This is a genomic window from Actibacterium ureilyticum, assembly GCF_002285435.1.
GTDB classification, from domain to species: Bacteria; Pseudomonadota; Alphaproteobacteria; order Rhodobacterales; family Rhodobacteraceae; genus Actibacterium_C; species Actibacterium_C ureilyticum.
Map to the genome: position 1 here is coordinate 1 of NZ_NSBT01000018.1, position 18,353 is coordinate 18,353.

The following is an 18,353-nucleotide window of genomic DNA, read 5'->3' on the forward strand; positions in this document are numbered from 1 at the left end:
GCGGACTAAGCGCCAATTCGCTGCGGTTGCGCCAATGGCGGCTTGGCGATACCCCGACGGGCGAACTTTGCGCTCTCCGAGGCTTCTTCGCGTACCTATTCCAGGTTTTCCCGAATAAGATCAAATCCGTTTCCGAACGGATCAGCACAATTTGCAAGGTCTGCGACCTCTGAGTAGGTTTTCTTTTCAACCGAGCCGCCGTACTTTTCAACTTCTGCACAAACCGGATCAATGTCATCTACTATGAAGTCAAGATGAACCGGTGTCCAATGACGCTGGTAGTGACGTTTTTCATCGGCTGCGCCGATGGTGCCTGCGGCTTTCTCTTGGATGTGGAGATCGAGCGTTCCAACGGAGATAACCTGCCAATCATCCGAGTACTTTTTCTTAAATTTGCAGCCCAATGCCTCAACATAAAACTTCAAGGCTGTGGACATGTCAGATACATCAATGCTGATAGTTGCTTTGCGAGCCAAAACGGTACCTCCAAAAGAGCAATTTGTTCCATTTTTGTTCTCCCTGTGCCTGCCAGTTTTAGTTTTGCAAGTCAACCGCGCTGTGCACGATAGCCGACATTCAGTAGGCATGCAGAAACCGTGAGTTTGGGCTCAAACCGGCCACTCCCCCCAACCATCATGACAAACATGGAACCCGCTAGATCACGCGATGGCGGCGGCGGGCCGGGGCAATCTTTGCACACAATCGTCCCCCTTCCACAAAAAAACACGGCGCCGGGATGCCCAGCGCCGTGCCTCTTTTCCGATTGATCGGGCTCAGCCGATCGCGACGCCATCCTCGCGCCAGACGGCGACGATGGCCGAACGCGGTTTGCCCGTGCCGTCGGGCCATGCGCCGCCCGGGTGCTGGACGCCGACAAAGGCCACTTTCTTGTCCGCCGACCAGCACAGGCCCGTCACCTCGGCCCCATTCGGGACGGTCATGAAGCGCGCGATCTCGCCGGTTTCGGGGTCGCCCACCAGCATCTGGTTGTTACCCATGCCCGCGAATTCGCCGTCGTTGTCGTCATCGCCATCGGTCTGGATCCACAGCATCCCGTCGGACGAGAACGCCATCCCGTCGGGCGAGTTGAACATGTTGCCCTCGTTGATATTGGCCGACCCGGCGTACTGGTTGTCATAGACCGTCGGGTTGCCCGCCATCACGTAAAGATCCCAGTCGAACGCGTCAGCGGCGTGGTTGCCCCCGGCAGGGGTCCAGCGCACGATCTGACCGTAATTGTTGGTCTCGCGCGGGTTGGGACCGTTGACGGCGGTGTCGTCGCCACCGGCATTCGGCTTGACGCCACGGTTCTTGTTGTTGGTCAGCGCGCAATAGGCCTCGGGTTTCAGCGGGTTGGCCGCGACCCATTCGGGGCGGTCCATCGTCGTGGCCCCCACGGCCGAGGCCGCCATGCGGGTGAAACACAGGATCTCGGCCGCGTCCATCCCGGTGGTTTCTGGGGTCAGGGCCAGCCATTCGCCGGTCTGGTCGTCATTGAACCGGGCCGCGTAAAGGGTGCCATCGTCCAGCAGCCCTTCGGTCGCGCCGCCTTCGGTCCAGGTGCCGTTCGACACATATTTGTACAGGTACTCGCCCCGTTCATCGTCGCCCATATAGACCACGACGCGGCCATCGCTGGCCTGAACCATCTCGGCGTTTTCGTGCTTGATCCGGCCCAGCGCGGTGCGCTTCACCGGGGTCGAGGCCGGATCGGCCGGGTCGATCTCGGTGATGAAGCCGTGGCGGTGCGGCTCGTTGGGCTCATTCGAGATGTCATAGCGCGGATCGAATTTCTCATAGGCATAGCGGCCCTCGCCACCGATGCCATAGCGGCTGTACCCCTCGCCCGCGGGCATCTCGCCCGTGGCGCCGAAATAGCCGTTGAAATTCTCTTCGCAGGTCAGATAGGTGCCCCAAAGCGTCTTGCCCGAACCGCAATTGTTCATGGTGCCCTTGACCGTCATGCCCGCCGGATCGGCCTTGGTCTTGACCAGGTCATGCCCGGCCAGAGGACCGGCCAGCGTCATCTCGGTTTCATGGGTGATACGGCGGTTCAGCGGGCTGTCGATCACCACCTGATAGCCATCGCCATTGTCGGCCACTTCCATCACGGTGACACCTTGCAGGTTCTTCAGCAGCAGAACCTCGTCGGCATTCTGCGGCATGCCTTCAGATGCGGCGGGCAGGTTGATCTTGGGGTTCACATATTCGGAATTGACGGCGATCACTTCCTTGCCGTCGATCTCGAACAGCTCCATCCCGTCGGTATTCTCGCCGAATACCTTGTCCGACATCGCGACCGGCACACCGGTTTCCGGCGAATAGGCGCCCTGGGCTTCCGACCACAGCGGATCGCCCCAGCGCACAAGCACCTTGGCGCGATAGCCTGCGGGCACGTGGATCTGGTGATCCGTGGCGATGCCGATGGGCTCGAACGCAAAGGCGCCATGCCCGGCCGCGCGGGACGCGGTGGTGGTGGAAAACAGACCCGTCCCGAACACCGCCGCGCCCGAACCGAAGGCCAGCGCGCCGCCCAGAAGGCCCCGGCGCGAGATCGCACGCGACACCACCGCGTCGAACTGGTTGTCGGCCGGGCGGGGGTCGCGGTGTTCGTCGAATTCGTCCCAGGACATGTCGATAAGGGATGTGTCGGTCATGATCTGCTTTCCTAGCTGGTGATTTCGCTGAGTGGGGACCGAATCCGGGATCCGGTCCGCTGCGGATACCGGCGATATAAGGTAACGGCTGTGACAGTTTCGCGACAGCCGCACCATCGGTCGCGGATTTCTGCAGATCACCCGCCTTTGCGCGGCCTAGCGCACCCAGCCCTCGGTCTTCATCAGCGCCTGCGCCTCGTCGCTGATCAGGAAGTCCAGGAAATCCTGCGCCATCGGGTCCGCCATCGGTGACAGCGCCACGTTCACGTCGCGCCAGACCGTGCGCTCCGGGGTCAGGTCGACCTGTTGCAGGTCATCGGATTTGCTGACCGGCCAGTTCGGCCAGGTGATCCAGGCATCCGCGTCTTCGGACAGGAACGCGCGATAGCTGGCGCCCGATCCCTTGGCATAGGTGACGATATTCTTGCGAAACGCCGCGACATCCGACAAGCGGCCCAGCCGGCCGGCGACATCCTCCCACACGCCGGTGCCCGAGGTGTTGTAGACCCCCGCGCCCTCGGTCACGACAATCCGCATGCCCGGCGCCAGCAGGTCGTCGAAACCCGCGATGCCCTTTGGGTTGCCCTGTTTCACCGCGATGATCGCGGGGCGGATATAGATCGGTTCGACCTGTTCGCTGGCAAAGGTCTTGTAGGTTTCCAGGAACGCGGTCATCGACTGTTCCGATGTCCCCCACAGGATATCGGCATCCGCCTGCGCCATGGGCGACCATTTGTGTTCCGGCCCGGCGATCACCTCGACCTTGTGGCCGGTTTTCTGCTGCCAGACATCGGCGACCTTTTGAAAGGCCGTGTGCGGCCCCCCGGCACCATAGAGCTTCACGATGCCATCGGCAGGCGCGTGGGTGATCGCGGGATCGTACAGCGTGGATTGCTGGGCCATGGCGGTGGCGGTTGCCGCCAGCAGGGCCAGCGCGGGCAACAGGGGGTTCAGTCGCATGTCATCTCTCCGGTTCTGGATCGCGCGGATTGCGCGTTCCAGAAGACGCAGCGATGGGCGCTTTCATCCCCGGCGCGTCGTCACGACTGCGTGAAAGCGTCGTAGTCCCAGTTTTCGATGATCTCGACCGCCTCTTCAGCAGTTTCGACATAGCGGAACAGGTCCAGGTCATTGGCCGAGATCGTGCCCGCATCGGCCAGCGCGTCCCAGTTGATGATCCGTTCCCAGAATTCCTTGCCGAACAGCAGGAACGGCACCGGCTTCATTCGTTCGGTCTGGATAAGGGTCAGGGATTCGAACATCTCGTCCAGCGTGCCGAACCCGCCGGGAAAGACGGTGATCGCATTGGCGCGCATCAGGAAATGCATCTTGCGGATGCCGAAATAGTGGAAATTGAAGCACAGGTCCGGCGTCACGTATTCATTGGGCGCCTGCTCATGCGGCAACACGATGTTCAGCCCGATCGACACGCCGCCCGCATCGGCGGCGCCGCGGTTTCCGGCCTCCATCACGCCGGGGCCGCCACCGCTGACGATGACATTCTCGCGCCCGCCGGTTTCCAGGCTTTTCAGCGTCATCAGCCGCGCGAATTCCCGCGCCTGGTCGTAATATTTCGACAGCCCGGCCAAGGTTTCGGTGCGCGCCGTGTCACGCTTGGCCGGTTCGGGAATACGCGCGCCGCCGAAAAGAACGATGGTGCTTTCGATGCCGTATTCGCTCATCAGCAGCTCGGGCTTCAGCAGCTCCAGCTGCAGCCGCACCGGGCGCAGCTCGTCCCGGCACAGGAAGTCATTGTCGTTGAAGGCCAGCCGATAGGCCGGGGCGCGGGTCTGTGGCGTATCGGGGATCTCGCGCGTGGTTTCGATATCCTGATGGGCATCGGGAAACACCCGCTTGTGGTCGTCTTTCATGCACGCGTACCTTTCATCCTGAACCGCCAACATTGCGCAAGCCGCCGGTTGCGTCTATAGCCTGCGCGCCAGCCATAACATACACAAACCCGAGGGAAACATGTCCAACGCCCAGCTCGAAGCCGCCATCGAAACCGCCTGGGAGGCGCGCGACACCATCACCCCCGCCACCACCGGCGAAACCCGCGAGGCGATCGAAGATACGCTGAACGCGCTGGACAGTGGCAGCCTGCGCGTGGCCGAGAAGCTGGACAGCGGCGACTGGCATGTGAACCAGTGGGCGAAAAAGGCGGTTCTGCTGGGCTTTCGCATCAAGGACATGGAACAGCAGGAAGGTGGCCCGCAGGGGTCCGGCTGGTGGGACAAGGTCGACAGCAAGTTCAAGGGCTGGGGCGACAACCAGTGGAAAGCCGCCGGGTTCCGCGCGGTGCCGAACGCGGTGGTGCGCAAATCGGCATTCATCGCGCCGGGCGTGGTCCTGATGCCCAGCTTCGTGAACCTGGGCGCCTATGTCGACGAGGGCACGATGGTCGACACCTGGGCCACCGTGGGCAGCTGCGCCCAGATCGGCAAGAACGTCCACCTGTCGGGCGGCGTCGGCATCGGCGGCGTGCTGGAACCGATGCAGGCGGGCCCGACGATCATCGAAGACAACTGCTTCATCGGCGCCCGGTCCGAGGTGGTCGAGGGCTGCATCGTCCGCGAAGGCTCGGTCCTGGGGATGGGGGTCTTCATCGGCCAGTCGACCAAGATCGTCGACCGCGAAACCGGCGAGGTCATGTATGGCGAGGTGCCGCCCTATTCGGTGGTTGTCGCCGGGTCGATGCCCACCAAGAACAACATCAATCTGTATTGCGCGGTGATCGTGAAGCGGGTGGATGAAAAGACCCGCTCGAAAACAGGGATCAACGAGCTTCTGCGCGACTGATCGCGACAGACATCCGTTACAGGGGGCGTCCGGTTCGGACGCCCCTTTGCGTTTGGGCGCCCGCCGCAATCATTCCCCGAACCATTTGCGCACGATCCGGTCATAGCTGCCGTTTTCGCGCATTTTCAGGATCGCCTGGTTGATCGGCTCGCGCAGGTCGCTGCCCGCGGGCAGGACGATGCCGTAATCCTCTTTGCGGAACACCCGGTCGACCAGATAGGCCTTATCGTCGGAACGCTGCGAGATATAGTATTTCAGAACCGGGCCGTCGAAGACCACCGCGTCGATGCCGCCGCTCTCGAACTCGGCGACCAGTTCGGCAAATCCGGGATAGGTGTCGTGCCGGATATCCCGCGATGCCAGAAAGACCGACGCAGTCGAATTTTCGACGCTACCGACACGGCGCGTGTCCAGATCGCTCAGCCCGTTGACGTTGGAAATCAGCGCGCTGACCGTCATCGCGGTGGTGATGCGCGCCACGAAGAACGACACCAGAAACAGGCTCGAAATCACCAGAAGAACGCCCAGAACACGGCCCATCGGGGATCTGGGCTGGCGTTCCTCGAACCCGCCATTCACCACCAGGTTCAGCGCCCACCAGAACGAGGGGAAGATCGCCTCGCGGGCGGGGCGTTCGAAATAGGGCTGCGCGCGGCGTTCGAACACCCACATCAACATGCCGCTGGCAAACAGGATGCCGATCGCCGCCAGGATCCAAAGCGCGATCTCGGGTTTGAAGAACTGGGTGCGGAAGCTGGCTCCACGCTCGCCCGCGACCATGATCTGCAAACCGCTTTCATAGATCGGCAACGAGAAATCCATGACCACCTCGCGCTCGGCGGTGATCGAGATATTGGCGATGGCCCCATCCGCGTCGCCATTGATGACACGTCCCAGCATATGCGAGAAATTCGGGCTTTCGGTATAGCGCACCTCGCGGCCCAGATCCTCGGCCAGGCGGTCCATCAGATCGATGCTGAACCCAGCCATCTTGTCGCCCTGCGGAAAGGCAAAGGGGGGCCGGTCGACCGTGGCGAATTCCAGCGTCTGCGCCGGGGCCAGTGTGGCGAACAGGTTCAGCAACAGGGTTGCGGACAAAAGGACAATCGGGCGGATCATGATACTCTTCTTCGGATTCCCGTCTGGAACGCGTCTAACGTTTCTGACACAGATGAGGCCAGAACAAAAACAGGATGTGACATGGCAAAGCGGGAAAGCAGGCAACGTGTCTTCACTTTGGTGGTCCAGGTGGGCCGAAAGGCGGACGATGGCCTGCCGGACGGGGCAACAGGGGCTGCGTTGATGTGCTTTGCCAGCGGCGTGGACGAGGCCGAGGCGGTGCGCGAAACCGTCGCGGTGCTGAAACAGGCCGATCTGGCACCGCTGGAAGTGACCGGCTATGGCACGCTGGAAGACCGCCGCGCCGAGGGCCACGAGATTGGCGATGACGAGGTTGCGCTGATGGAACGCGCGCTGGCGGAAAACGCGGTGATCGTGGCGCAGATGACCCCGTTCTTTGGCGAGGATGACGCGCCATGACCACGGTTTTCCTGGATCTTGACGGTACGCTGACAGATCCCAGGGCCGGGATCGCCGCCTGCATCAACCATGCGCTGGAACGGCTGGGCCTGCCCACCCGCGCGCCCGACAGTCTGGATTGGGCGATCGGCCCCGCGCTGATCGACAGTTTCGCCCGGCTGGGTGCGCCCGATCCGCAGGCGGCGCTGGTGCTTTATCGCGAACGCTACAGCACGGTCGGGCTGCTGGAAAACACCCCCTATGACGGTATCGAAACCGCGCTTGCGGCGCTGCGCGATGCCGGACGCACCCTGCATCTGGCCACCGCGAAGCCGCATGTCTATGCCCGCCGGATCACCGCGCATTTCGGGCTGGACCGGTTTCTGGACCAACAGTTCGGCCCGGAACTGGACGGCACCCGCAACGACAAGGGCGCGTTGCTGGCCCATGCGCTGCAACAGCTGGGGCTGGACGCCGCGGACTGTCTGATGGTGGGCGATCGGCACCATGATATCGACGCCGCCCGCGCCGTTGGCATGCGCTGCATCGGGGTCGACTGGGGCTATGGCCCGCCCACAGAGCTGGACCAGGCCGATGCGCGCTGTGCCCGGGTTGCCGACCTGCCGGACATTGTTGCCAAACTGGCCCCATTCCCCGGCTGACCGCGCCATTATTCTTGGCAATACCTCAAGTTCGCCCCATTTGTGCCCCGGTTTTCGGGCCTTTTTGAGTGCAACTGAGGGTAGTGAGCGGCGGCCAACCCCAATGGGCCGGCCGGCGGAGTACTGGGGGAATAACGATGAAAGCAATTCGTATCGTATTGATCTGCGTGATTCTGGTTGCGATGGGCGGCATTGGCCTGTCGCAGGTGAACTGGGACGAGCTGGACCTGAAAAGCAAATTCTCGATGGGCGACAAACAGCCCAAGACGATCCGGTCGGCCTCGACCGGCAGCCGGGTTGGCGCCGACAAGACCATCAAGATCAAGCAGGAAAAGCCGGGTCTGTGGACCCAGATCATGATGTTCTTCGGGTGGGAGCCCGAGGATGCCCATATGGCACAGCTGGAAGAGCTGAAGAAACAGCGCGCCAGGGACGCCGCCCGCATGAAGGGCGTGAACCAGGTGACCGGGCGCAAGGAAAGCACCGCCAGTTCCAGCTCGAGCTCGAACCTGAAGTCGAAATCGCATTCCGCCAGCAGCCTGGCCGACCGCGTGGCCAAGTAACCAGCCTGCGGCCGGGCGCAAATCCCGGCCGCGCATTGAAATCGCCTCGCGCGGATTGTAACGCTGCGGTATCCGACACCGCAGGAGCGCAGGCGTGACCCTTGTTACCGATCCCGTAAAACTGACCGCCGATCTGATCCGTTGCCCTTCGGTGACCCCCGAGGAAGGCGGCGCGCTGGTGCTGTTGCAGGGATTGCTGGAAAGCGCGGGGTTCATCTGTACCCGCGTGGATCGCGCCGGCACGCCGAACCTGTTTGCGCGCTGGGGCGCAAAGGGACATGCGCGCAGCTTTGGGTTCAACGGCCATACCGATGTGGTGCCCGTGGGCGATGCCGCCGCATGGACGGTGGACCCGTTCGGGGCCGAGCTGCGCGATGGCTACCTGTGGGGGCGCGGGGCGACCGACATGAAATCGGGCGTTGCCGCCTTTGCCGCCGCCGCGATCGATTTCGTCACCCAGACCCCGCCCGATGGCGCGGTCATCCTGACCATCACCGGGGACGAGGAAGGCGATGCCACCGACGGCACCGTTGCGCTGCTGGACTGGATGCGGGACCGGGGCGAGGCGATGTCGGTCTGTCTGGTGGGCGAACCGACCTGCCCCAACACCATGGGCGAGATGATGAAGATCGGGCGGCGCGGCTCGATGACCGCCTATTTCACCGCCACGGGCGTTCAGGGGCATTCGGCCTATCCGCATCGGGCGAAGAATCCGGTGCCCGCGCTGGCACGACTGGTCGACCGGCTGGCCAGCGCCGAGCTGGACCAGGGCACCGACCATTTCGATCCCTCCACCCTGGCGGTCACCACCTTCGACACCGGCAACCCCGCCAATAACGTGATCCCCGCCGAATGCCGCGCCACGGTCAATATCCGCTTCAACGACAGCCACAGCGGCGACAGCCTGACCGCCTGGCTGCGCGAACAGGCCGACACCGTGGCCGCCGAAACCGGGATCGAGATCGCAATGCGGGTCAAGGTCTCGGGCGACAGCTTCCTGACCGCACCGGGGCCGTTCAGCGATCTGGTGGCGCAATCGGTGCAGCTGGAAACCAACATCGCGCCGGAACTGTCGACCTCGGGCGGGACATCGGATGCGCGTTTCGTCAAGGATCACTGCCCGGTGGTGGAATTCGGGCTGGTGGGCAAGACCATGCATCAGGTCGATGAACACGTCCCCGTCGACCAGATCGAACGGCTGAAGGCGATCTATCTGCGCATCCTTCAGGGCTATTTCGCGTGACCGTGCAGATCGCCCTGACCGACGATCTGGACACCTGCCTTGCCCTGCGCCGGGCGGTTTTCATCGACGAACAGGGCGTGTCCGAGGCCGAAGAGATCGACGGCCGCGACCCCGAGGCGCTGCATCTGCTGGCCACGCTGGATGGCCGCCCCGTGGGCACCGCGCGGCTGTTCGCAGCCGGCGACACGGGCAAGATTGGCCGCGTCTGCGTGCTGGCCGACCAACGCGGCACCGGGCTGGGCGCGGCGCTGATCCGGGCGGCGTTGCAGGTGCTGCGCGACCAGCCGGGCGTCACGGCGGCCAAGCTGGGGGCGCAGACCCACGCGATGGGCTTTTATGAAAAGCTGGGCTTCACCGCCTTTGGCCCTGAATATCTGGATGCCGGTATTCCGCATCGCGACATGATCCTGCGCTTTTCCGAATGACGCCGCAGGGCGCGCGTGCTAGGCCCAAGGCATGAGCAGCTTGCCCACCAAGGACCAGATCCTCGACTGGATCACCGCCAACCCCACCCAGACCGCAAAGCGCGACATCGCCAAGGCGTTCGGGATCAAGGGGGCTGCGCGCATCGACCTGAAGCGCATCCTGAAAGAGCTGGAGGCCGAGGGCCATCTGGAAAAACGGCGCAAGACCTATCGCGATCCCGACAAGCTGCCCCCGGTGACGGTGCTGCAAGTGCTGGCGCCCGATGCCGATGGCGATCTTTATGCCAAGCCGCTGGAATGGCATGGCGAGGGGCCAGAGCCGCGCGTGCTGCTGCGCCCCCGCGACAGCGACCCGGCGCTGGCCGAAGGCCACCGCATCCTGGGCCGCCTGACCGAGGTTCGCGCCGACGATCATCAGTACGAGGCGCGCCTGATCCGCAAGATCGGCACCAACCCGCAGCGCATCCTGGGCATCTTCCGCAAATCGGCCGAAGGCGGGCGGATCAAGCCCATCGACAAGGGCGTCGACAAGGAATGGCAGGTGCCCGAGGGCGCGACCCACGGCGCCAAGGATGGCGAGCTGGTCGAGGCCGAACAATCCGGCCCCCGCAACCGGCTGGGCCTGCCGCGCGCGCGCATCACCGACCGGCTGGGCGACCCGACCGCGCCCCGCGCCGTCAGCCTGATCGCGATCCACCAGCACGGCATCCCCGACGATTTCCCCGATGCGGTGATCACAGAGGCCGACCGCGCCAAGCCCGCCGGTCTGGGCAACCGCGAGGATCTGCGCCCGCTGCCGCTGATCACCATCGACCCGGCGGATGCGCGCGACCATGACGACGCCTGCTGCGCGATGCCCGATGACGATCCGAAAAACGCGGGCGGTTTCATCGTCTGGGTCGCCATTGCCGATGTCGCCCATTACGTGACCCCCGGTTCCGCCCTGGACCGCGAGGCGCGCAAGCGCGGCAATTCCACCTATTTCCCCGACCGGGTCGTGCCGATGCTGCCCGACCGGCTGTCGGGTGACCTGTGCTCGCTGCACGAGGGGGTGCCGCGCGCCTGTATGGCGGTGCGGCTGAAACTCGACGCACATGGCCAGAAGATCGGCCACCGGTTCACGCGCGGGCTGATGAAATCCATCGCCTCGCTGAACTATGCCGAGGTTCAGGCCGCCATCGACGGCACGCCCAACGACAAGACCGGCCCGCTGCTGGATGGCGTGTTGCGCCCGCTTTACGCCGCCTATACCGCCGCGAAAAAGGCCCGCGCGCAGCGCCAGCCGCTGGATCTGGACCTGCCCGAGCGGCGGATCGAACTGACCGAGGACGGCAAGGTCGCGTCAGTCAATTTCCGTGACCGTCTGGACGCGCATCGCCTGATCGAGGAATTCATGATCCTGGCCAATGTCGCCGCGGCCGAGGAACTGACCAAGATGCGCCGGCCGCTGCTGTTCCGCGTGCATGAGGAACCCAGCCCCGAAAAGCTGGATGCCCTGCGCGAGGTCGCCCAGGCCAGCGGCTTCACCCTGGCCAAGGGGCAGGTGCTGAAAACACAGCACCTGAACAGCCTGCTGGACGCCGCCGGCGGGACCGAGTTTTCCGAGCTGATCAATCTGAGCACCCTGCGGTCGATGACCCAGGCCTATTACACCCCGGAAAATTTCGGCCATTTCGGGCTGGCGCTGCGGTCTTACGCGCATTTCACCTCGCCCATCCGGCGCTATGCCGACCTGATCGTGCACCGCGCGCTGATCACCGCACACGGCTGGGGCAAGGATGGCCTCAGCCCCGAGGATATCGAGCGGCTGGAAGACACCGCGCAGATGATATCGGACACCGAACGGCGCTCGATGGCGGCCGAACGCGACACGACCGACCGCTATCTTGCGGCCTATCTGTCCGACCGGGTGGGCAATGAATTCGCCGGGCGGATTTCCGGCATCGCGCGATTCGGCGTCTTCGTGAAGCTGGACGAAACCGGCGCCGACGGGCTGATCCCGATCCGCGAGCTGGGCAGTGAGTATTTCCACTATGACCGCGACCGCCAGACGCTGATGGGTGCCGACAGCGGTGTGGAAATCGGCATGGGCCAGCGGGTGACCGTGCGCCTGGCCGAGGCCGTGCCGGTGACCGGCGGGCTGATGCTGGAACTGCTGTCGATCGAAAACTCGAAAATGCCCGCGCGCGGGGGTCGATCGGCCAGCCGCCGTGGACCGGTCCGGCGCAAGGCGACCAAATCGAAGAAAAAGGCCGACAAGACGAAACGCAAGGTCACCCGCCGCAGGAAATGACCCCGGCGACCGGCAATTCCCCGCAGAGAACGCAACAGTCCGCTTTGCGACCGTGCGCGCGCGGGTTACACTCAAGCCAAATAAAAACAGGCATTCGGGTAGACCATGCGTACAGGACCGTCCGTTCTTATGATCTCGGCATTGGTGTTTGCGGCCAGCGCAGCACAAGTCGCAGCTGAAATATTCCCCCGCCCCATACCCCGGCCCGCAGTTGCCACAATCGCCGCCGGAACCGGCGCCCAGCGCCCCGAAAGCCGCCCGGCCGAGCTGGGCCAGGCACAGGTGATCAAGGCGCAGATGTCCACATCGAACGGCGCGTTCGACCGCTGGATCGACGGGTTCCGGGGCCGCGCGTTGGCGCGTGGGATTTCGGCGCGCACCTTCGACACCGCGTTTCGCGGCGTGCGCTACAACAGCGACGTGATCAAGAAAGACCGCAACCAGTCGGAATACACCAAGCAGATCTGGGATTACCTGGACAGCGCGGCCTCGCCCACGCGGATCGAAAACGGCCGCAAGGCGCTGCGCCAGCACGGCCGCAAGCTGGACGCGATCGAGGCCCGATACGGCGTCGACAAACATGTCGTGGCCGCCGTCTGGGGGCTGGAAAGCGCCTATGGCGAATATCGCGGCGACATCCCGGTGATCGAGGCGCTGGCGACGCTGGCCTTCGACGGGCGGCGCGGCAAGTTTTTCGAGGCACAGCTGATCGACGCGCTGAAGATCGTGCAATCGGGCGATGTGGCCCCCCGCAACATGACCGGCTCCTGGGCCGGGGCGATGGGGCACACGCAGTTCATCCCGTCCAGCTATCAGGCCTATGCGGTCGATTTCACCGGTGATGGCAAACGCGACATCTGGTCGGACGATCCCAGCGACGCGCTGGCCTCGACCGCCGCCTATCTGGCGCGGCACGGCTGGATCAAGGGCCAGCCCTGGGGGGTCGAGGTGACGCTGCCGCGCGGCTTCAACTATGGCCTGGCCAACCGCAAGACGCAGAAGATGCCGTCGGACTGGGCCGCGCTGGGCGTGCGCGGGGTGGATGGCCGGCCGGTGCCCAATCACGGCGCGGCGTCGATCCTGCTGCCGGCGGGATCGCAGGGCGCGGCCTTCATGATCTTCAAGAACTTCGCGGTGATCGAACGCTATAACGTGGCCGATGCCTATGTGATCGGCGTGGGCCATCTCAGCGACCGCCTGCGCGGCGGCCCGGCGATCCAGGCCAGCTGGCCGCGTGGCTATAAGCCGCTTTCGTTCAACGACAGAAAGGACATGCAGCGCCGCCTGACCCGCGCCGGGTTCCTGGACGACAAGATCGACGGCATCATCGGCCCCAACACGATCAACGCGATCCGGGCCTTTCAGCGGGCACGAGGCGTCACCCCGGACGGCTATCCGTCGGAAGATCTGCTGAAGCTGCTGAAATCTCGATAACCGGAAATCGGCCCCCTGCCCGATCCGGGTCAGGGGGCTTTCTCCTTGGGCGGTCATCGGCGTCCCCGCCTGTACCGCCCGATCATCTGGCCATGACAGTCTTTCTTCTTGGTTAAAATATCCCCGCCGGAGGCAATAAATTTGATGTCCCGCCATGGGATTTCATGCCTCCGGCGGGGATATTTGCACCAAGAAGAATGGGGGAGAGGCTAACCCGGCGCCCCGATTTCGGCCACCACGGCGGCATAGACGTCGCGTTTGAACGGCACGATATTGGCGACCAGCTGATCCGGCGGCAGCCAGACCCATTCGGAAAACTCCGGGTGATCGGTCGCGATATCGATCTGGTCGTCGCGACCCAGAAATTGCATGCGAAACCACAGCTGTTTCTGGCCGCGATATTTGCCCTTCCAGACCTTGCCGACCAGATGATCGGGCAGGTCATAGGTCAGCCAGTCGGCGGTGCGGCCGGTGATGCGCACCAGATCGGCGGTGACGCCGGTTTCTTCCCACAGCTCGCGCAAGGCGGCGGCCTCGGGGTCCTCTCCGGCGTCAATCCCGCCCTGGGGCATCTGCCAGGCGGCGACCTCGCTGTCCTTGCGTTGGCCCACGAAGACATGGCCATCGGCATTCATCAGCATCACGCCGACGCAGGGGCGATAGGGCAATTTGGCGATCTTGTCGGGTGTCATGGGCATAGCGGACCGGCTGTGCCGGCCCGTTTCCTGTGGCGATCAGTTATCTTCGGTATCCAGCGCCGACAGGCCCTTGAGGATATCGATGGCATAGGCCAGCTGATAATCGTCCTCGCGCAGCTTGGCGGCGTTTTCGGCCTTTTGACGGTCCTCTTCGATCTGGCGGCGCTCGTCCTCGGTCAGGCTGTCATTATCCAGGCTGCCGCGCAGGTCGGCCTCGGACCGGTTGCGGGCTGCGATCGAGCCGTTGGTGTCCTCTTCCTCGGTCTCGGGGCGGCGCGGCGGCTGGTCGACCACGATATCGGGCGACACGCCCAGCGCCTGGATCGACCGCCCGGACGGTGTGTAATAGCGCGCCGTGGTCAGGCGCATCGCGCCGTCGCCCTTCAGCGGCATCACCGTCTGGACCGAGCCCTTGCCGAAGCTCTTGGTGCCCACGACGATGGCGCGGCGGTGATCCTGAAGCGCACCGGCCACGATTTCCGAGGCCGAGGCGGAGCCTCCATTGATCAGCACCACCATCGGCTTGCCATTGGTCAGGTCGCCGTCGGTGGCGTTATAGCGGTCGCTGTCCTGCGGGTTGCGGCCACGGGTCGACACGATCTCGCCGGCGTTCAGGAAGGCATCCGAAACCCGGATCGCCTGGGTCAGCAAGCCACCGGGGTTGTTGCGCAGATCCAGCACCACGCCGTTGACCTTGTCCAGGCCGCCCAGTTCCTCGACCGATTCTTCCAGCTCGTCCTTCAGGTTGGGGTAGGTCTGGTCGTTGAAGGTCGTCACGCGCAGAACCACCGTGTCGCCCTCGACGCGCGAGCGGACGGCGGTCAGCTTGATCGTGTCGCGCACGATGGTCACGTCGAAGGGCTCGTCGATGCCTTCGCGCACCACAGTGATGATGATCTCGGACCCGACGGGGCCGCGCATCAGCTCGACCGCGTCATCCAGTGTCAGACCCAGCACGCTTTCGCCATCCACATGGGTGATGAAATCGCCCGCCTCTATCCCGGCCTCGTCGGCGGGGGTCTCGTCGATGGGCGACACGACCTTGACGAAACCCTCTTCCTGCGTGACCTCGATCCCCAGCCCGCCGAATTCGCCGCGGGTCTGAACCTGCATGTCATCGAAATCCTTGGGCGGCAGATAGCTGGAATGCGGGTCCAGCGATGTCAGCATGCCGTTGATCGCGGCCTCGATCAGCTCGGCCTCGTCGACCTCTTCGACATATTGCGCACGGATCCGTTCGAAGATGTCGCCAAACAGGTCCAGCTGTTCATAAACCGAGCTTTGGCGTCTTGCCTCTTGCGCCAGAAGCGGGCCGGCAACCTGGGTTGTCAGAAGCGCCCCTGCAACCGTACCGCCCAGCGCGGCCATCACGAACTTGTTCATGGCGTCGTCATTCCTTGTTCAGTCCGAACCAACTGGCCGGGTCTATGGGCGTCCCGCCCTGTCTGAGTTCCATATAAAGCGTTTCTGTCCGATCTGTACCACCACCTTCTGCGGGGTCGGCCAGAAATGCCTCGATTTTCGGGTCTTTGCCCCCCATCAGGCCAACTGGCGCGCCCGCGGGCAACACCTGTCCGGCTTCACCATAGACCCGATCCATCCCCGCCAAAACCAGAAGATAGTCCCCCGCGGGCTCAAGGATCATCACGTTTCCGTAGTCCAGCAGCGGCCCGCGATAGCGGATCGTCGCGGGTGCGGGCGTCGTCACCAGCGCCAGGGGCCGCGCCGCGATCAACAGGCCGGGGCGGCGGATGCCGGCGGCGTCGGCCTCGTCGAACCGGCGCAGCACGGTGCCCTGCACCGGCAGCGGCAACACCCCGTGGCGGGCTTCGAACAGGGGCAGATCGGATGTGGTTTCGCGGTTCAGCCCGGCCAGACCGGCGGCGAACCCTTCCAGCGTGTCGGTGCTTTCCAGCAGGGTGCGCATCGCGTCGGGATCGGCGGTGAAGCGGCGCGGCAGGTCGCGCCGGTCGGACACCGCCTGGGCCAGTGCGATGCGCGCGGCCTGTGCCCCGTGCAACCCCTGGGCCACGGTATCGACCGCGCTTTGCTGGAGCGTTCTCAGAACCGCTAGCTCGTTCAGATCGCGGGCCAGCACGTCGGCCTGTTGCTGCAGGGCGGGCGCGATATCGGCCAGCAACATGCCCGACCGGGCGGTACCCAACGGGCCCGATGGATGCAGCAGCAACAGCGATTCCGGCGACCGCTGCATGGTCTGCATCACCCCGGTCAGGCGCGCGATGTCGGCCCGGCGCGCATTCAGGTCGTTCTGCAAGGCCTGTTCGCGAATGATCGCCCGCCGCATCCCGTCGCGCAGGGCAGAAAGCCCGGCCTCGTACGCCTGCACGGTCTGGGTCAGGGCGGCGATGCGATCCCGCGCCTTGTCCGCCTGTTGCAAGGCCAGCGCAGCAAGATCCAGCGCCTGTGCCGCGCGTTTGGCATCGCGGACCGGATCGCTTTCGGCCCGGGCGCCCGCGGCCAGGGCCATCAGCAGAACGGCACAGGCAAGGGCGCGGATCATTTCCGGATCAGGCTCTGCCCCGTCATCTCGGGCGGTTGGTCGAGCCCCATCAGATCCTGCACCGTCGGCGCCAAATCGGACAGCCGCCCGGTGCGCAGCGTGGCCCCCTGCGGCCCGCCAAACAGGGCGACCGGCACGGGGTTCAGCGTATGCGCGGTATGCGGGCCGCCGGTTTCGGGGTCGATCATGGTTTCGCAATTGCCGTGATCGGCGGTGACGATCATTGCGCCGCCGACCTGTTCCAGCGCCTTCAGCGCCTGTCCCAATCCCTGATCCACGGCCTCGCACGCCTTCATCGCCGCTGACAGATCGCCGGTATGGCCCACCATGTCGGGATTGGCGAAATTCACCACGATCAGGTCGTATTGCGCCGCAATCGCCTCGACCAGTTTCGCCGTCACCTCGGGCGCACTCATCTCGGGCTGCAGGTCATAGGTCGCGACCTTGGGCGATTTCGGCATGAACCGATCTTCGCCCTTTTCGGGGGTTTCCTTGCCGCCGTTCAGGAAGAAGGTGACATGGGGATACTTCTCGGTCTCGGCCAGGCGGAACTGGGTCCGGCCGTGCTTGGCGACCCATTCGCCCAGGGTGTTGACGATTGCCTTCTTCGGAAAGCAGGTGGTCATATAGGCGTTGTGGCCGTCGGAATATTCGACCATGCCCAGCAGCGCTGAAAGATTGGGGCGCTTGCCGGTTTCGAACTCGGCAAAGCCGGGCTCGCCGATGGCGCGCAGTATTTCGCGCGCGCGGTCGGCGCGGAAGTTCAGGCAGAAAAACCCGTCGCCATCGCGCACGCCGTCCGCCTCGTCGATGACGGTGGGCTCGATGAACTCGTCGGTTTCGCCTCGGGCATAGGCTTTGGCAACAGCCTCTTCTGCGGTCGCGGCCTCGGCCCCCAGCCCGTTGATCATCGCGTGATAGGCAAGCCCGACCCGTTCCCAGCGATTGTCGCGATCCATCGCGTAATAGCGGCCGCAAACCGTCACCACCTTGGCGTTTTCAGTCAGGTTAGAGACCAATTCCGCAATAAACCGGTCCGACGATTTCGGCGCCACGTCGCGCCCGTCGGTGACCGCATGGATCGCCACCGGCAGCCCCTTGTCGGTCAGCAGCTTCGCCGCCGCCAGCACGTGGTTGATATGGCCATGCACCCCGCCATCGGAAATCAGCGCCATCAGATGCGCGGTGCCGCCCGCCGCCGCGACCTTGTCGGCGAAATCCAGCAGCGCGGCGTTTTGGAAAAACGATCCATCCTCGATCGACAGGTCGATCTGGCCCAGGTCCATCGCCACCACGCGTCCCGCGCCGATATTGGTGTGGCCGACCTCGGAATTGCCCATCTGGCCGCTGGGCAACCCGGCATCGGGACCGTGTGTGATCAGCGTCGCATGCGGGCAGGTCGACATCAGCCGGTCGAAATTCGGCGTGTCAGCCAGCGCGGGGGCATTCGCCGTGGTGTCGTCGCTGAGGCCCCAGCCATCCAGGATGCAAAGAACAACGGGTTTGGGTGTGGTCATGATCGGCCCCTGAGATGCTTTGC

The 18,353-nt window shown here is 64.2% G+C and carries 17 protein-coding genes; 8 read left to right on the forward strand and 9 right to left on the reverse strand.

The genetic code is table 11. From position 1 onward, the window contains the following. Positions 1-95 precede the first annotated feature (95 nt). The 4 genes from CLM60_RS02915 to CLM60_RS02930 form a co-directional block, all read right to left on the reverse strand. Positions 96-476 (reverse strand): VOC family protein, encoded by a 381-nt coding sequence (locus CLM60_RS02915; RefSeq protein ID WP_095587678.1) that lies wholly within the window; start codon positions 474-476, stop codon positions 96-98. Positions 477-773: 297 nt separating this feature from the next. Further along, on the reverse strand, positions 774-2,657 hold the full coding sequence (locus CLM60_RS02920) for a PhoX family protein (protein ID WP_095587679.1): 1,884 nt from the start codon (positions 2,655-2,657) through the stop codon (positions 774-776). Positions 2,658-2,813: 156 nt separating this feature from the next. Then, positions 2,814-3,617 (reverse strand): substrate-binding domain-containing protein, encoded by an 804-nt coding sequence (locus tag CLM60_RS02925; protein WP_095587680.1) that lies wholly within the window; start codon positions 3,615-3,617, stop codon positions 2,814-2,816. Between the two features lie 80 nt (positions 3,618-3,697). Next, complete coding sequence (locus tag CLM60_RS02930; RefSeq protein ID WP_095587681.1) at positions 3,698-4,528, reverse strand: LOG family protein; 831 nt, start codon at positions 4,526-4,528, stop codon at positions 3,698-3,700. Positions 4,529-4,628: 100 nt separating this feature from the next. Here CLM60_RS02930 and dapD point away from each other — a divergent pair, with 100 nt between their 5' ends. Beyond that, positions 4,629-5,456, forward strand: a complete 828-nt coding sequence (gene dapD / locus CLM60_RS02935) for a 2,3,4,5-tetrahydropyridine-2,6-dicarboxylate N-succinyltransferase (RefSeq protein ID WP_095587682.1) — start codon at positions 4,629-4,631, stop codon at positions 5,454-5,456. 69 nt (positions 5,457-5,525) lie between these two features. On the opposite strand, the gene CLM60_RS02940 is transcribed toward dapD, so the two are convergent. Beyond that, positions 5,526-6,575, reverse strand: coding sequence for a transporter substrate-binding domain-containing protein (locus CLM60_RS02940; RefSeq protein WP_095587683.1), 1,050 nt, complete (start codon positions 6,573-6,575; stop codon positions 5,526-5,528). An 81-nt stretch (positions 6,576-6,656) separates the two neighbouring features. On the opposite strand from CLM60_RS02940, the gene CLM60_RS02945 reads away from it, so the two are divergent. The 7 genes from CLM60_RS02945 to CLM60_RS02975 all read left to right on the forward strand — a co-directional run bounded on the left by CLM60_RS02945 (position 6,657) and on the right by CLM60_RS02975 (position 13,594). Beyond that, positions 6,657-6,995: a hypothetical protein gene (locus CLM60_RS02945; RefSeq protein WP_095587684.1), complete on the forward strand. Its 339-nt coding sequence runs from the start codon at positions 6,657-6,659 to the stop codon at positions 6,993-6,995. Beyond that, positions 6,992-7,636 carry an HAD-IA family hydrolase gene (locus tag CLM60_RS02950; protein ID WP_095587685.1) on the forward strand — a complete coding sequence of 215 codons (645 nt, stop codon included), beginning with the start codon at positions 6,992-6,994 and terminating at the stop codon, positions 7,634-7,636. The genes CLM60_RS02945 and CLM60_RS02950 overlap by 4 nt, the downstream gene beginning before the upstream one ends. Positions 7,637-7,773: 137 nt before the next feature. After that, positions 7,774-8,199 (forward strand): hypothetical protein, encoded by a 426-nt coding sequence (locus CLM60_RS02955; protein WP_141246449.1) that lies wholly within the window; start codon positions 7,774-7,776, stop codon positions 8,197-8,199. Positions 8,200-8,293: 94 nt separating this feature from the next. After that, positions 8,294-9,442 (forward strand): succinyl-diaminopimelate desuccinylase, encoded by a 1,149-nt coding sequence (dapE, locus tag CLM60_RS02960; protein WP_095587687.1) that lies wholly within the window; start codon positions 8,294-8,296, stop codon positions 9,440-9,442. A gap of 2 nt (positions 9,443-9,444) precedes the next feature. Further along, positions 9,445-9,867: a GNAT family N-acetyltransferase gene (locus CLM60_RS02965; RefSeq protein WP_095587996.1), complete on the forward strand. Its 423-nt coding sequence runs from the start codon at positions 9,445-9,447 to the stop codon at positions 9,865-9,867. A 31-nt stretch (positions 9,868-9,898) separates the two neighbouring features. After that, complete coding sequence (gene rnr / locus CLM60_RS02970) at positions 9,899-12,160, forward strand: ribonuclease R (protein ID WP_095587688.1); 2,262 nt, start codon at positions 9,899-9,901, stop codon at positions 12,158-12,160. 105 nt (positions 12,161-12,265) lie between these two features. Next, positions 12,266-13,594, forward strand: a complete 1,329-nt coding sequence (locus tag CLM60_RS02975; protein WP_095587689.1) for a lytic murein transglycosylase — start codon at positions 12,266-12,268, stop codon at positions 13,592-13,594. A 209-nt stretch (positions 13,595-13,803) separates the two neighbouring features. Here the strand turns inward: CLM60_RS02975 and CLM60_RS02980 are convergent, their stop codons facing one another. From CLM60_RS02980 to gpmI, 4 genes are read right to left on the reverse strand one after another with little or no spacing between them, the layout of a single operon-like run. Continuing rightward, entirely contained in the window at positions 13,804-14,286 is a 483-nt protein-coding gene (locus CLM60_RS02980) for an RNA pyrophosphohydrolase (protein ID WP_095587997.1), read from the reverse strand. Between the two features lie 42 nt (positions 14,287-14,328). Next, positions 14,329-15,675, reverse strand: coding sequence for a S41 family peptidase (locus CLM60_RS02985; RefSeq protein WP_095587690.1), 1,347 nt, complete (start codon positions 15,673-15,675; stop codon positions 14,329-14,331). A gap of 7 nt (positions 15,676-15,682) precedes the next feature. Further along, positions 15,683-16,813: a murein hydrolase activator EnvC family protein gene (locus CLM60_RS02990; protein ID WP_095587691.1), complete on the reverse strand. Its 1,131-nt coding sequence runs from the start codon at positions 16,811-16,813 to the stop codon at positions 15,683-15,685. Then, positions 16,810-18,330: a 2,3-bisphosphoglycerate-independent phosphoglycerate mutase gene (gene gpmI, locus CLM60_RS02995; RefSeq protein WP_095587692.1), complete on the reverse strand. Its 1,521-nt coding sequence runs from the start codon at positions 18,328-18,330 to the stop codon at positions 16,810-16,812. Before gpmI ends, CLM60_RS02990 begins: the two co-directional genes overlap by 4 nt. Between the last annotated feature and the right edge of the window lie 23 nt (positions 18,331-18,353).

What these genes read in the sequence shown, in the direction of transcription:
- CLM60_RS02920 (WP_095587679.1), bottom strand. Translation starts at nt 2,657, where the DNA reads ATGACCGACACATCCCTTATCGACATGTCCTGGGACGAATTCGACGAA.
- CLM60_RS02925 (WP_095587680.1), bottom strand. Translation starts at nt 3,617, where the DNA reads ATGCGACTGAACCCCCTGTTGCCCGCGCTGGCCCTGCTGGCGGCAACC.
- CLM60_RS02930 (WP_095587681.1), bottom strand. Translation starts at nt 4,528, where the DNA reads ATGAAAGACGACCACAAGCGGGTGTTTCCCGATGCCCATCAGGATATC.
- dapD (WP_095587682.1), top strand. Translation starts at nt 4,629, where the DNA reads ATGTCCAACGCCCAGCTCGAAGCCGCCATCGAAACCGCCTGGGAGGCG.
- CLM60_RS02940 (WP_095587683.1), bottom strand. Translation starts at nt 6,575, where the DNA reads ATGATCCGCCCGATTGTCCTTTTGTCCGCAACCCTGTTGCTGAACCTG.
- CLM60_RS02945 (WP_095587684.1), top strand. Translation starts at nt 6,657, where the DNA reads ATGGCAAAGCGGGAAAGCAGGCAACGTGTCTTCACTTTGGTGGTCCAG.
- CLM60_RS02950 (WP_095587685.1), top strand. Translation starts at nt 6,992, where the DNA reads ATGACCACGGTTTTCCTGGATCTTGACGGTACGCTGACAGATCCCAGG.
- CLM60_RS02955 (WP_141246449.1), top strand. Translation starts at nt 7,774, where the DNA reads ATGAAAGCAATTCGTATCGTATTGATCTGCGTGATTCTGGTTGCGATG.
- rnr (WP_095587688.1), top strand. Translation starts at nt 9,899, where the DNA reads ATGAGCAGCTTGCCCACCAAGGACCAGATCCTCGACTGGATCACCGCC.
- CLM60_RS02975 (WP_095587689.1), top strand. Translation starts at nt 12,266, where the DNA reads ATGCGTACAGGACCGTCCGTTCTTATGATCTCGGCATTGGTGTTTGCG.
- CLM60_RS02980 (WP_095587997.1), bottom strand. Translation starts at nt 14,286, where the DNA reads ATGACACCCGACAAGATCGCCAAATTGCCCTATCGCCCCTGCGTCGGC.
- CLM60_RS02985 (WP_095587690.1), bottom strand. Translation starts at nt 15,675, where the DNA reads ATGAACAAGTTCGTGATGGCCGCGCTGGGCGGTACGGTTGCAGGGGCG.
- CLM60_RS02990 (WP_095587691.1), bottom strand. Translation starts at nt 16,813, where the DNA reads ATGATCCGCGCCCTTGCCTGTGCCGTTCTGCTGATGGCCCTGGCCGCG.
- gpmI (WP_095587692.1), bottom strand. Translation starts at nt 18,330, where the DNA reads ATGACCACACCCAAACCCGTTGTTCTTTGCATCCTGGATGGCTGGGGC.